12 protein-coding genes are annotated in these 12,271 nt (G+C 70.6%); 6 read left to right on the top strand and 6 right to left on the bottom strand.

Annotated features, from left to right (window positions below; all coding sequences use genetic code 11):
* Positions 1-55 precede the first annotated feature (55 nt).
* Together AB0903_RS12090 and AB0903_RS12085 are read left to right on the top strand one after the other, a co-directional pair.
* A complete protein-coding gene (locus AB0903_RS12090; protein ID WP_366701665.1) occupies positions 56-610 on the top strand; it encodes a peroxiredoxin in 555 nt (184 codons plus the stop codon).
* 6 nt (positions 611-616) lie between these two features.
* Entirely contained in the window at positions 617-1,150 is a 534-nt protein-coding gene (locus tag AB0903_RS12085; RefSeq protein ID WP_366701663.1) for an alkyl hydroperoxide reductase, read from the top strand.
* Between the two features lie 118 nt (positions 1,151-1,268).
* Here AB0903_RS12085 and AB0903_RS12080 read toward each other — a convergent pair whose 3' ends face one another.
* From AB0903_RS12080 to AB0903_RS12060, 5 genes are all read right to left on the bottom strand, one after another.
* A complete protein-coding gene (locus AB0903_RS12080) occupies positions 1,269-2,081 on the bottom strand; it encodes a hypothetical protein (protein ID WP_366701661.1) in 813 nt (270 codons plus the stop codon).
* Positions 2,078-3,439 (bottom strand): AI-2E family transporter, encoded by a 1,362-nt coding sequence (locus AB0903_RS12075; RefSeq protein WP_366701659.1) that lies wholly within the window; start codon positions 3,437-3,439, stop codon positions 2,078-2,080. Before AB0903_RS12075 ends, AB0903_RS12080 begins: the two co-directional genes overlap by 4 nt.
* A 161-nt stretch (positions 3,440-3,600) precedes the next feature.
* Positions 3,601-4,293: a transglycosylase SLT domain-containing protein gene (locus AB0903_RS12070; protein ID WP_366701657.1), complete on the bottom strand. Its 693-nt coding sequence runs from the start codon at positions 4,291-4,293 to the stop codon at positions 3,601-3,603.
* A gap of 418 nt (positions 4,294-4,711) precedes the next feature.
* Positions 4,712-6,034 (bottom strand): PhoH family protein, encoded by a 1,323-nt coding sequence (locus AB0903_RS12065; protein ID WP_366701655.1) that lies wholly within the window; start codon positions 6,032-6,034, stop codon positions 4,712-4,714.
* A 693-nt stretch (positions 6,035-6,727) separates the two neighbouring features.
* Positions 6,728-7,489 carry an isoprenyl transferase gene (locus AB0903_RS12060; protein ID WP_366701653.1) on the bottom strand — a complete coding sequence of 254 codons (762 nt, stop codon included), beginning with the start codon at positions 7,487-7,489 and terminating at the stop codon, positions 6,728-6,730.
* 108 nt (positions 7,490-7,597) lie between these two features.
* On the opposite strand from AB0903_RS12060, the gene mgrA reads away from it, so the two are divergent.
* Positions 7,598-8,635: an L-glyceraldehyde 3-phosphate reductase gene (gene mgrA / locus AB0903_RS12055; RefSeq protein ID WP_366701651.1), complete on the top strand. Its 1,038-nt coding sequence runs from the start codon at positions 7,598-7,600 to the stop codon at positions 8,633-8,635.
* A 484-nt stretch (positions 8,636-9,119) separates the two neighbouring features.
* Complete coding sequence (locus AB0903_RS12050; RefSeq protein WP_366701649.1) at positions 9,120-10,304, top strand: winged helix DNA-binding domain-containing protein; 1,185 nt, start codon at positions 9,120-9,122, stop codon at positions 10,302-10,304.
* 18 nt (positions 10,305-10,322) lie between these two features.
* Here AB0903_RS12050 and AB0903_RS12045 read toward each other — a convergent pair whose 3' ends face one another.
* Entirely contained in the window at positions 10,323-11,036 is a 714-nt protein-coding gene (locus tag AB0903_RS12045; RefSeq protein WP_366701647.1) for an A24 family peptidase, read from the bottom strand.
* A gap of 39 nt (positions 11,037-11,075) precedes the next feature.
* On the opposite strand from AB0903_RS12045, the gene AB0903_RS12040 reads away from it, so the two are divergent.
* Both AB0903_RS12040 and AB0903_RS12035 read left to right on the top strand, forming a co-directional pair.
* On the top strand, positions 11,076-11,474 hold the full coding sequence (locus tag AB0903_RS12040) for a DUF192 domain-containing protein (RefSeq protein ID WP_366701645.1): 399 nt from the start codon (positions 11,076-11,078) through the stop codon (positions 11,472-11,474).
* A gap of 63 nt (positions 11,475-11,537) precedes the next feature.
* Positions 11,538-12,263: a hypothetical protein gene (locus tag AB0903_RS12035; protein ID WP_366701644.1), complete on the top strand. Its 726-nt coding sequence runs from the start codon at positions 11,538-11,540 to the stop codon at positions 12,261-12,263.
* Positions 12,264-12,271 lie beyond the last annotated feature (8 nt).

Raw genomic sequence — 12,271 nt, 5'->3', positions numbered from 1 at the left:
GTCCAACCCCACCGGATGACCCCAAAAAGGAAATCCTGTTTTGCAAGGAGAGCGCGTGCTCACTGTCGGTGACCAGTTCCCCACGTTCGAGCTGACTGCCTGCGTCTCGCTGGAGAGCGGCAAGGAGTTCGAGCAGATCACCCACAAGTCCTACGAGGGCAAGTGGAAGGTCGTGTTCGCGTGGCCCAAGGACTTCACCTTCGTCTGCCCGACCGAGATCGCCGCGTTCGGCAAGCTGAACGACGAGTTCGCCGACCGCGACGCCCAGGTCCTCGGCTTCTCCGGCGACTCCGAGTTCGTCCACCACGCCTGGCGCAAGGACCACGCCGACCTGCGTGACCTGCCCTTCCCGATGATGGCCGACTCGAAGCACGAGCTGATGCGGGACCTCGGCATCGAGGGCGAGGACGGCTTCGCGCAGCGCGCCGTCTTCATCGTCGACCCGAACAACGAGATCCAGTTCACCATGGTGACCGCCGGCTCCGTCGGCCGTAACCCCAAGGAGGTCCTGCGGGTGCTGGACGCCCTGCAGACCGACGAGCTGTGCCCGTGCAACTGGACCAAGGGCGAGAACACCCTGGACCCCGTCGCGCTGCTGTCGGGCGAGTGATCCGAGATGGCTCTCGACGAACTCAAGGCAGCCGTACCGGACTACGCCAAGGACCTGAAGCTGAACCTGGGCTCGGTCATCGGCAACAGCGACCTTCCGCAGCAGCAGCTGTGGGGCACCGTACTGGCCTGCGCGATCGCCTCGCGTTCGCCGCGGGTGCTGCGTGAGCTGGAGCCTGAGGCGAAGGCCAACCTCAAGCCGGAGGCGTACACCGCCGCCAAGTCCGCCGCCGCGGTCATGGCGATGAACAACGTCTTCTACCGGACCCGGCACCTGCTGTCGGACCCGGAGTACGGGACGCTGCGCGCCGGTCTGCGGATGAACGTCATCGGCAACCCGGGCGTGGAGAAGGTCGACTTCGAGCTGTGGTCGCTCGCCGTCTCCGCCATCAACGGCTGCGGCCAGTGCCTCGACTCGCACGAGCAGGTGCTGCGCAAGGCCGGTGTGGACCGCGAGACGATCCAGGAAGCCGTGAAGATCGCCGCGGTGATCCAGGCCGTGGGCACCACGCTGGACGCCGAGGCCGTCATGGCGGAGTAGTACCCCGCACAGGGCGACCGGAAGGGGCCCGCCGATCCCGGAACGGATCGGCGGGCCCCTTCCGGTCGCGGTGCGAGGAGTACGTCGGCCCGTAGGCTCGTCGGCCCCGCATACCCCGTCAGCTCTCCTGCGCTTCCCCACCTTCTCCGGCTTCTCCGCCTTCTTCGCCTTCTCCGGCTTCTCCGCTCTTCAGCTTCGCCATCAGTGCCGTCATGTCCTCGACCATGATCGGCTCGAGCTCGGACACATCGGTCAGCGGCCCTCCGGTCTCGGCGTCCCAGTCGCTGCTGACGCTCAAGGTGAGCACCGCCTGGCCGTCCAGCACATGCAGCGTGGACGTGCCGCCGACCTCCTCGTCGACGATGAAGGCCCGCTCCCCCAGGCCGTCGACCCGCCGCAGAGGGACGGGCTCGTCGTCACCGGTAGCGCTGCGGGCGACGACCCAGCCCTCGAACTCGGGCCCGGGATCGGTCTTCATGTGCAGCGTGTAGCTCAAGGAGGCGTGAGGAAAAGAGGTCAGCTCGCTGCCGTCTTCGTCCGTCTCCACCACGTGACCGGGCGGCCTCAGGTCGGTGTAGCACCAGGATTCGTGGAGGCTCTCGTGCTCGCTCCCCCATCCTCCTGAGTCCCCGCCCACGCGCTCGCCCAGCACCGCCGTCAGGCCCTTCAACTCGGCGTCGGCGCAGAGGTCCTTGCTCGTCCGGTAGCCACCGAGGCCCGGGTCACCGAATCCGTACGCGTACAGTCCCGCCGCCCACACCGCCGATGCGACGAGCGCGCCGCCGAGGGCCCACAGCCAGCCGGGGCGCGACGGGCGCGGGGCGGCGGTGCCGTCGCCGTCCGCCACCACGTCGTCGGACGACGGCCGCTGCTCGGGCAGCTCGGCGGCGCCGAAATGCCCCTCGGGCACCATCTCCGGTTCTGAGATCACTGCTGCTCCTCCCTCGCCTCGGGCTGCTCGGGCGCGTCCGGCGACGCGGGCGCTGCAGCTGCGTCGAGTGATGTCGAGCCGTGCGGCGGTGGCGAGTGACCCAGCGCCTGCTCCCTTCCGTACACGTTGAGATAGCCGACCACCGTGTTGGTCACGGCCACCAGCGGCACCGCGACCACCGCACCGCCGATGCCGGCGACCAGGCCACCGGAGGCGACGGCGAGGACCACGGCGAGCGGGTGCACCCGCACCGCACGGCCCAGGATGAACGGCTGCAGCACATGGCCCTCGATCTGCTGTACGGCCAGGACCACGATCACCACCATCAGCGCGGTGAACACGCCCTGGGCGACCAGGGCGACGACGACCGCGAGCGCGCCGGAGACCACGGCGCCGACGAGCGGGATGAAGGCGAAGAGGAAGATGAACACGGCCAGCGGCACGGCCAGCGGCACGTCGAGGAAGTAGAGCCCGAGGCCGATGAAGATCGCGTCGATGAGCGCGACTATCACCGTGCCCCGCACGTACGCCGTCAGGGTCCGCCAGGCGCGCGGGCCGGCGCCCGCGACGCCCGGCCGGGCCTGAGCCGGGACGAGCTTGAGCACCCACTGCCACACCCGCTTGCCGTCGTACAGCAGGAACAGCGTGGAGAACATCGCCAGCAGTATCCCGGTGAGCACCTCGACCATCACGGTCACGCCCTGCAGACCGGCGGAGGTGATCTCCTCCGTGTTGGTGCCGATCGTGTCGCTGAGGTTCTCCGCGATGTCGTTGATCTGACTCTCTGTCACATGGAACGGGCTGTCGAGCAGCCAGCGTTTGAACTCGTCGATCCCGTCCCTGACCCGGTCGGAGAGGTTGTCGAGGTTGTCCAGGACCTGCCAGACGACGAACCAGCCGACCAGCCCCATGATGACGAAGCCGAGGGCCGCCGTCACGGCGGTGGCGAGTCCCCGCGGCAGGCCGCGCCTGCGCAGCCGGGCCACGGTCGGCTGGAGCATCGCGGTGACCAGCAGGGCCGCCGCGAACGCCAGAACCACCAGCTGCACGGCGCTGATGACCCTCATCAGCACCCAGAGGGTGCCCGCCAGGACGAGCAGCCGCCAGCCGGCCTCCGCCGCGACCCGCATGCCCCAAGGGACCACGGCTGCCGGGTCGGGCTTTGCCGCCACGGCGGGGGCGTACGAAGGCGGCGGCGGAACACTCTCCCGGGGCGCTACGGCGCCGGGCGGCTCACCCTTGGTGTCCGACGCGTCTTCCAGGTCCGACGCGGCCTCCGAGCGGCGCTCTTCCAGGCGCTCGCCCATCCGGGTCAGCTCGGCGCCGACGCGGCCGAACCATCCTGGAACCTTCGACATGTTGCTTCCTCTTCCCCCACGACTCTCCCCCTGCGCCGGGGGCGCGGGGCGGCGCGGCACCCACCCGGGATCATCGGATCCCGACCGTACACGCACGGAGCCCCTCACCGTAGGACGGTGAGGGGCTCCGGAAAGTTGAGTGCCGGCGGACCGGCACCCGACTAGTACCAGTGGTTCGCCTGCCAGAACGACCAGGCGCCGCACGGGCTGCCGTAGCGGCTGTCCATGTAGTTCAGGCCCCACTTGATCTGAGTGGCCGGGTTGGTCTGCCAGTCGGCGCCGGCCGACGACATCTTGGAGCCGGGCAGGGCCTGGACCAGGCCGTACGCGCCCGAAGAGGGGTTCTGCGCACGGTAGTTCCAGGTGGACTCGCGCTGCACGATGTTGCTGAAGCACTGGAACTGGTCGGCGGGGATCATCTGCCGCGCCATCGCCTGCACCTCGGCGACCGTGTAGGACGCCTGGGCCGAGAAGCTGGACACGTCACGGACGGCGTTGCGGTTGGCCCGCGCCTCCGCCTCCTCGCGCGCCTTCTCCGCGCGCTCCTCGGCGGCCGCCTTCTTGGCCTCCGCGGTCTTCGCGGCCTGAAGACGCGCCGACTCCTCGGCGGCCTTCTGCGCGGCCGCGTCCGCGGCGGCTGCCTGGGCGTCGGCCTGCAGCGCCAGGGACGACACCTGGATCTGGGCCTGCTCGCCCATGGGAATGTCCGCGAGGAGCGTCGTGTCGGCAGCGGTCGCCTCGAGGCTGTCACCCGAGGGCTGAGTGCTGCCCGACGCGACGCCGACGACGGCGCCGACGGTGGTGACCGCAGTCGCCGAGGCGACTGCGAATCCCCGGACCGAGATCCGGCTCACACGGTTTCCTTCCAGCATGCCCGCTTAGGTGACCTCGCGAGCGCAATCGTGCCCCTGGCGCTGGCCTCCCACTGCTTGGGTCACGGGAGGCGCGGACCCGGCGGGCAACTCCACGAGGGAGCTGCCGCGTTGTACTCGCGGGCGGCATACGACGGACAAGTCTTGAGTTGTGTGGTGCTGTGCACCGGTTGTGGTGCGGATGTGTCGCATGCGGGGCCTGACGGAAGCAAGACTCTGCCGGAAGCCGACGCCGCAAGGCAATTCTTCGTTGCGTGTGAAAGCTCACACCGCGTTCACACCAGGAGTTTCGGGGGAAACGGCGGACAGCACGACGCCGCCCGGCTAGGCTCGTGCGCTTTGCCGGGCGGCGCCAACCGGCTTGCCCCATTTGCCGGATAGGCTCACTGGTCCTGTCGCATCAAATGTGCCCGTCCTCCAGCATTTCGGTCACCAGTGCGGCGATCTGGGAACGCTCGGAGCGCGTGAGGGTGACATGCGCGAAGAGCGGATGCCCCTTCAGCTTCTCGACGACGGCGACCACTCCGTCGTACCGGCCGACGCGCAGATTGTCCCGCTGTGCGACGTCATGGGTGAGGACGACCCGGGAATTCGCCCCGACCCGGGACAGCACCGTGAGCAGCACGTTCCGTTCCAGCGACTGGGCCTCGTCGACGATGACGAACGCGTCGTGCAGGGAGCGGCCCCGGATGTGGGTGAGCGGCAGGACCTCCAGCATGCCGCGGTTCAGGACCTCCTCGATGACCTCACGGCCCGCCACCGCGGACAGCGTGTCGAAGACCGCCTGCGCCCACGGGCTCATCTTCTCGGCCTCGGTGCCCGGCAGATAGCCGAGATCCTGCCCGCCCACCGCGTACAGCGGCCGGAAGACCATCACCTTCTGATGCTGCCTGCGCTCGAGGACCGCCTCCAGGCCCGCGCACAGCGCCAGCGCCGACTTTCCGGTACCCGCCCGGCCGCCCAGCGAGACGATGCCGACCTCCTGGTCCAGGAGCAGATCGAGCGCGATGCGCTGCTCGGCGCTGCGGCCGTGGATGCCGAACACCTCACGGTCGCCACGCACCAGACGGACGTTGCCCTCCGCGGTGACACGGCCCAGTGCCTTGCCGCGCTCCGACTGAAGCACCAGACCGGTGTGCACGGGAAGCTCGGCCGCCTCCGGCACGTACAGCGCCTCCTCCCCGTACAGCAGGTCGACCTGCTCGGCAGACAAGGGCAGTTCGGACATACCGGTCCAGCCGGTGTCGGTGATGGCGAGCTCCGCGCGATACTCCTCTGCGAGCAGGCCGACCGAGGACGCCTTGATACGCAGCGGCAGGTCCTTGGACACGACCGTCACGTCGTACCCCTCGGCCTGCAGATTGCGCGCGACCGCCAGAATCCGTGAGTCGTTGTCCCCCAGCCTGAAGCCGGCCGGCAGCACGCCGGGATCCGAGTGGTTGAGCTCGACGCGGAGCGTGCCACCGAGGTCGCCGATCGGCAGCGGCGCGTCGAGACGGCCGAACCGGACGCGGAAGTCGTCCAGCAGGCGCAGCGCCTGGCGGGCGAAGTAGCCGAGCTCCGGATGGTGCCTCTTGGCCTCCAGCTCGGTGACCACGACGACGGGGAGCACGACCTCGTGCTCGTCGAAGCGGCTCATGGCGTTCGGATCCGCCAGCAGGACGCTGGTGTCGAGAACATAGGTGCGCCTGTCGTTCATACGGCGCTTTGTGCTGTTCACCACGGAAGGACGTACCCCCTCGGACGAGGTCGGGGTGCGACGGCGTCGCGGGCCATGGGTCCACCCGCCGAAGCGGGCGACGGGCCGGGCTCAGGCCACGATGCGCGGGCCGAGCGCCGGCCCTCCGCGTGGTCCGCACCGCTGGTGCAGTCCTTCGTGTGCAAAGGGCCTCCCGGGTGAGCGGTGTCGGCCGCTCACTGAGATACGACGTTCGTGGATCGGACGTCGACCTGCTTGGGGTATGCCCTCGAACAAGTACCGCCATGCCAGGGGTGGCCGGTCGCCTCGATGAACAGGAGGTGACGGGGGGGGTGGGGGCGACGGAGCGGGGGCCGTTCGTGTGAGGGCGCGAAGCGCGGCACCGGGCCGGGGCGGAGCCCGAAGCACCCCGGATGCGGCAGGCTCCGGGCAGAGCACGGAACGCCCGGCGGAGCGCGGACGGAGCCCCGGGCGAAGCCGGCACACGCCCGCGTGTCGCGGACAGGCCGGGCCCGCGACCGGGGGCCGTCCCACTCGTTCCGCCCGTCCGTGGGGCCGGGGCTCGGGGTCCGGGGGCGCGCGGAGCGCGTACGGGGCCGGGGGTGCGGGCTCGGGGGCGCGCGGAGCGCGTACGGGGGCCGGGGCTCGCACCGGTTCGGGAAGGGGCGGGGTGGGGCGGGAAGGGGCGGGAACACCGCCACGGGCGGCGCGCCGCGGTCAGGCGCCGTAGCGCCGATGCCTCGCCGCGTAATCCCGCAGCGCCCGCAGGAAGTCCACCTTCCGGAACGCCGGCCAGAAGACCTCGCAGAAGTAGTACTCGGAGTGCGCGCTCTGCCAGAGCATGAACCCCGACAGCCGCTGCTCCCCGCTCGTACGGATCACCAGGTCCGGGTCGGGCTGCCCCCGCGTGTACAGGTGCTCCGAGATGTGCTCGACGTCGATGGTCTCCGCGAGCTCCTCGAAGCTCGTGCCCTTCTCCGCGTGCTCCAGCAGCAGCGACCGCACCGCGTCGGCGATCTCCTGACGGCCGCCGTAGCCGACGGCGACGTTGACGAGTATTCCGGGCACGTCCGCCGTGGCCTGCTCGGCTTCCTTCAGTACGGTCTGCGTGTGGGCGGGCAGCAGGTCGAGCGTGCCCACGTGGTGCACCCGCCAGCGCCCGTCGGACGCCAGATTGCGCACGGTGTTCTCGATGATGCCGAGGAGCGGGGTGAGCTCCTCCGCCGGGCGGTCGAAGTTGTCAGTGGAGAGGAGCCAGAGAGTGACGACCTCGACATCCGTCTCCGCGCACCAGCCCAGCAGCTCGGAGATCTTGTCGGCACCGGCCTGGTGTCCCTGTGCGGCCGTGCCACCCGATGCCTTGGCCCAGCGGCGGTTGCCGTCGAGGATCACACCGATGTGCTTGGGCACCTGGGCATGGTCGAGGCGGCCCTCCACCCGGCGTGCGTAGAGCCCGTACACCAGGTCGCGCAGGTTCACAGTTCTTACACCCCTCCGTGCGGCGGTCCCCCGAAGCCGCAACATTACTGCGGCCCGGTCACGGCGGCCCAACCCGGTGTGTCACAAGTCCGTGATAAGGAGAGAGGCGTGACTGATACCCCTTACTATCTGGCTGCCGCCGACCGCTACGAGGCCATGGAGTACCGCCGCTCCGGCCGCTCCGGCCTCAAGCTGCCGGCCCTCTCGCTCGGCCTCTGGCACAACTTCGGCGACGACCGGAGCCTCGTCTCGCAGCGGGCGATCCTGCGCCGCGCCTTCGATCTGGGTGTGACCCACTTCGACCTTGCGAACAACTACGGACCGCCGCCCGGATCCGCCGAGTTGAACTTCGGCAAGATCTTCGCGCAGGACTTCGCCGCGTACCGGGACGAGCTGATCGTCTCCACGAAGGCCGGCTATCTGATGCACCCCGGCCCGTACGGCGAGTGGGGCTCGCGGAAGTACCTGCTTTCCTCGCTGGACGCGTCGCTGAAGCGGATGGGGCTCGACTACGTCGACATCTTCTACTCGCACCGCTTCGACCCCCACACCCCGCTCGAGGAGACGATGGGAGCGCTCGCCTCCGCCGTCCAGCAGGGCAAGGCGCTGTACGTCGGCGTGTCCTCCTACAACGCGGAGCAGACCGAGCAGGCTGCCCGGCTCCTGAAGGAGATGGGCGTCCCCGCCCTCATCCACCAGCCCTCCTACTCGATGATCAACCGCTGGATCGAGAACGACGGCCTTCTCGACACGCTGGAGAACGCCGGCATGGGCTGCATCTCCTTCGTACCGCTCGCACAGGGCCTGCTCACGGACAAGTACCTGAAGGGCATCCCGGAGGGCTCGCGCGCCACCCAGGGCAAGTCGCTCGACCCGAACCTGCTCTCCGACGAGGTCCTGCGCCGGCTGCACGGGCTGAACGACATCGCCACGCGCCGCGGCCAGTCGCTGGCCCAGCTGGCGATCTCCTGGGTGCTGCGCGACCCGCGGATGACGTCCGCCCTGATCGGCGCGTCGAGCGTGCAGCAGCTGGAGGAGAACGTCGCAGCCCTGGCCGGCGCGCCGCTCACCGACGCGGAGCTGGCCGAGATCGACACCTTCGCCGTGGACACGCAGGGCACCAACATCTGGGCCGGCCGCAACTGACCTCTTCCCCCGGGGCGAGGTGGCCCGGTGCCCCAGTCCCGGGGCGAGGTGGCCGGGGCCGTTCATGGGGCGAGGCCGGGGGCCCGTGTCCCGGGTGAGGCGGCCGGGGCCCTTTCACCGGGCGAGGCCGGCGGGACATGAAAACGGGCCGGTCCGTGGGGGGGGATACGGACCGGCCCGAGGGGGGGTTTCCACCATAACCCTTCGTAAGTGGTGTCGAGTGCCACGCCATGCCGGAAGTCCGCACCGAATTCGCCAAGTGGTCGGCTGAGCGGTGCGCACGACAGCGAGGAGGCGGTGCGGAGATGGCGCAGAGGCGGTGCGACACCGGCCCGATATCCCGGAGCCATACCTCCGACGGGGGACCCCGGCGACGAGGCGCCGCGTTGACGAACGCAGTGACCCTCCGTCAAGTGCCCGATCGATGTGGCCCATTGGGCCATGGCGGACGGTTTCTGACCTATATCGCTTCTACGGTCTCCCCATGACGACCACCCACGTGACCTGGCCCCAGGCGAACGCCCGGCGACTGGCCCGCCAGGGTCTGTCGGACCCGGAGAACTCGGAGAACCCGGAGGACCCGGCAGCCGACCGCCCCGCCCGAATCGCCGGCGCGATGCTCGGCGCACACGCACAGGTGCTCTCCGCCGCGGAACTGTCGATCGCCCTGCGGCTGCCTTCCGGTGCGACCCGGGCGGACGTACGCCGCGCGCTGTGGACGGACCGGACGCTGACGAAGACGTACGGCCCCCGCGGCACCGTCCACCTGCTGCCCACGGCGGACCTTCCGATGTGGACGGGCGCGCTGTCCGCGATCCCGGCCGGACCGAACCCGTGGCCGGACGGCGTACGGATGACTCCCGGCCAGACGGACGAGGTCGTCGCGGCGGTCCGCGACGCGCTGGCGGGCGAGCCGCTCACGGTCGACGAACTGACGGACGCGATCGTCGACCGTACGGGTCCGTGGGCCGGCGACCGTGTCATGGAGGCGTTCCAGGACAAGTGGCCGCGCTGGCGGCAGGCCGCCCACACGGCCGCCCACCGCGGGGCCCTCGCCTTCGGACCGAACCGCGGCCGCAAGGTCACGTACACCGGACCCGGCGTCACACCGATGGACGGACAGGCCGCCATGGAGGCGCTGGTACAGCACTACCTGCACGCATACGGCCCGGCCACGCCAGCTCACTTCGCCCGGTGGCTGGCTGCGCCGAAGCGGTGGGCGGGCGACGTGTTCGACGGCCTGGCGGCCGAGGGGCGCATCGAGCAGGTCACCCTCGAAGACGAGCGGGCGTGGGTCGTCACCGGCGACACCGCCTTCCCCGACACCGCCCCGCCGCTCGGCGTACGCCTTCTCCCCTACTTCGACGCGTACGTCATCGCCTGCCAGCCCCGCGAGCGGCTCTTCCCGGGCGCGGCCTTCGGCCGGGCACTGGGAGGCGGCCAGGCGGGAAACTACCCGGTGATGCTGGTGAACGGGACCGTGGCCGGCGTCTGGCACCAGCGCCGCTCCGGCAACCGCATCGTGGTGACGGTCGAACCGATCGGCACCGCCCTTCGAACGGCCCGGACCCGGACAGCGCTGGACGCCCAGGCGGAACGGGTCGCCGAAGTGCTCGAGGGCCGTGCCGAGCTCACCGTGGACCGGGTGACGGTGGGCCCGCACGCCTGACGGGCCAGGGGCCCGCCGTCACCGCACGCCGAGTGCCCCGAGCAGCAGGCCCAGCCAGGCACCCGCCAGCATGAACGGCCCGAAGGGGATCGTGCTCCTGCGCCCGGCGCGGCGCAGGGCGATCAGCCCGAGCCCGTACACCGCTCCGAGCAGGAAGCCGGCGAAGGCCCCCGCGAACAGCACGGCCCAGCCGTACCAGCCGAGGACGACGCCCAGCGACAGCGCGAGCTTCACGTCCCCGAAGCCCATGCCGCCGGGGTTGATCAGGAACAGCACGAAGTACGCGGCTCCGAGCGCCGGCCCGCCGAGCAGTGCGGTCGTCCACGATCCCGCCGCGCCCGCCGCGAGGGTGGTGACGCCGAGCAGGATCACCGCCCCGGCCGCCAGAGGCAGCGTCAGCCGGTCCGGCAGCCGACGCACCTGCACGTCCACGAACGCGAGCAGTACCGCGAAGGGTGCCAGCACCATCCAGACCGCCAGCTCCGGCCGCGTACCGGCCGCCGCGGCGAGGGCCGCGCAGACGAGCGCGGTGACGACCGGCGCGACGAACCGCCCCGGCAGCGGTGCGGGGCAGCAGGCCCCACCCACCCACCCGCCGTACGGATGCCCGGCCGGGCAGGCCACGCGCCACGCCTCCCCCGGCTGCACGGACAGCCGGTACACCACGCGGGGGCACAACCACCCGGTCCCGGCGCCCCACAGGGCGGCGACGACCACCAACACTGCGTCCACCCCCCTGACCCTAGGCCGACCAGGCGTAGCGTGAACGCCATGAGACGGCAGCAATGGCGCGACGGCACCGGGACGTTGACGGTCGACGGCCGCCCCGTCGCCCCCGTGGAGATCGCCGCCACCTACCGGACCCGCCGCCGGGGCCTCCTCGGCCGGGACGGCATCAAAGGTGCGATGCTCCTCGCCCCGTGCAACAGCGTCCACACGATCGGCATGCGCTTCCCGATCGACGTGGCCTACCTGGACGGGCAGTTGCGCGTCCTCACCGTCAGGACCATGCGCCCGGGGCGCCTCGGGATCCCACGCCTGCGGGCACGGCTGGTGCTGGAGGCGGAGGCGGGGAGGATGGCGGCGTGGGGCGTTCGCCGGGGCGCCGAACTGACGGTCCCCTCCGGCACCGACGCCTCTCCGTCCCGGGGCCCGCGCACCCCGAAGTGAGCCGTACGGGTCCATGCGAAGATCGTCCCGATTGCCTTCTGTTGTTCCGCCGAAAGGAAACCCGTGCTCGTCCGACGATCCACGTCCGTCCTCCGCCCCCTGGCCTTCGCCGTGATACTCGCCGGTGCCGCGGTCGGCTGCGGAGACGGGGCCGGCAACGGTTCCGACACGGACCGCGGGGCCGGCGGCACTCAGGCATCGGCCGCGGCCCGCATCGAGGCGGTCAACAAGACCATGCGGGAGACCTCGTTCAGCTCCACGGGCACGACGACCGCCTTCGAAGGCGCAACGCAGAAGACCTCATGGGACCCGGAGCAGGGCTTCCGCATGGAGGTCAGCGGCGCGCCGCAGCCAGACGGCGGCGAGATGTACTGCAAGGACGGCACGAGCTACACCAGCGCGCCCTTGTTCGCCGCCATGCTGGCGCAGAAGGGCCAGCAGATCACCGTTCCGGAGCGGCTCTTCGACGTCTACGTGTCCAGTGAGACCGGCGGGGACTGCGCCGCCTTCTTCGCCCTCTCCCCCACGGGCGAATACGCACCGGCCAAGGACACGACGGTCGACGGCAGGAAGGCCGTGGCCATCGAGGTGGCGTCGGGACCGGCGAACGACACCTACTTCATCAGCGCCGAGGCCCCCGACCACCTGCTCAAGCAGGAAGCGTCTCGGGACGGCAGGACGAGCACGACGACGTACACCGACTTCGGCATGGAGATGACCATCTCCATGCCTGCGGAGGACAAGACGATGACGATGGCCGAGTTCCGCACGGCGATCGGCGCGGGCTGACACTGCGG

Origin of the sequence: Streptomyces sp. NPDC048389, assembly GCF_040706335.1 — a bacterium.
Lineage (GTDB): Bacteria > Actinomycetota > Actinomycetes > Streptomycetales > Streptomycetaceae > Streptomyces.
This window is presented reverse-complemented; position numbering and strand designations above follow the sequence as displayed.

Excerpts from the sequence above, each read along its gene's own strand:
- AB0903_RS12075 (WP_366701659.1), bottom strand. The coding sequence starts at position 3,439 with ATGTCGAAGGTTCCAGGATGGTTCGGCCGCGTCGGCGCCGAGCTGACC.
- AB0903_RS12085 (WP_366701663.1), top strand. The coding sequence starts at position 617 with ATGGCTCTCGACGAACTCAAGGCAGCCGTACCGGACTACGCCAAGGAC.
- AB0903_RS12050 (WP_366701649.1), top strand. The coding sequence starts at position 9,120 with ATGACGACCACCCACGTGACCTGGCCCCAGGCGAACGCCCGGCGACTG.
- AB0903_RS12040 (WP_366701645.1), top strand. The coding sequence starts at position 11,076 with ATGAGACGGCAGCAATGGCGCGACGGCACCGGGACGTTGACGGTCGAC.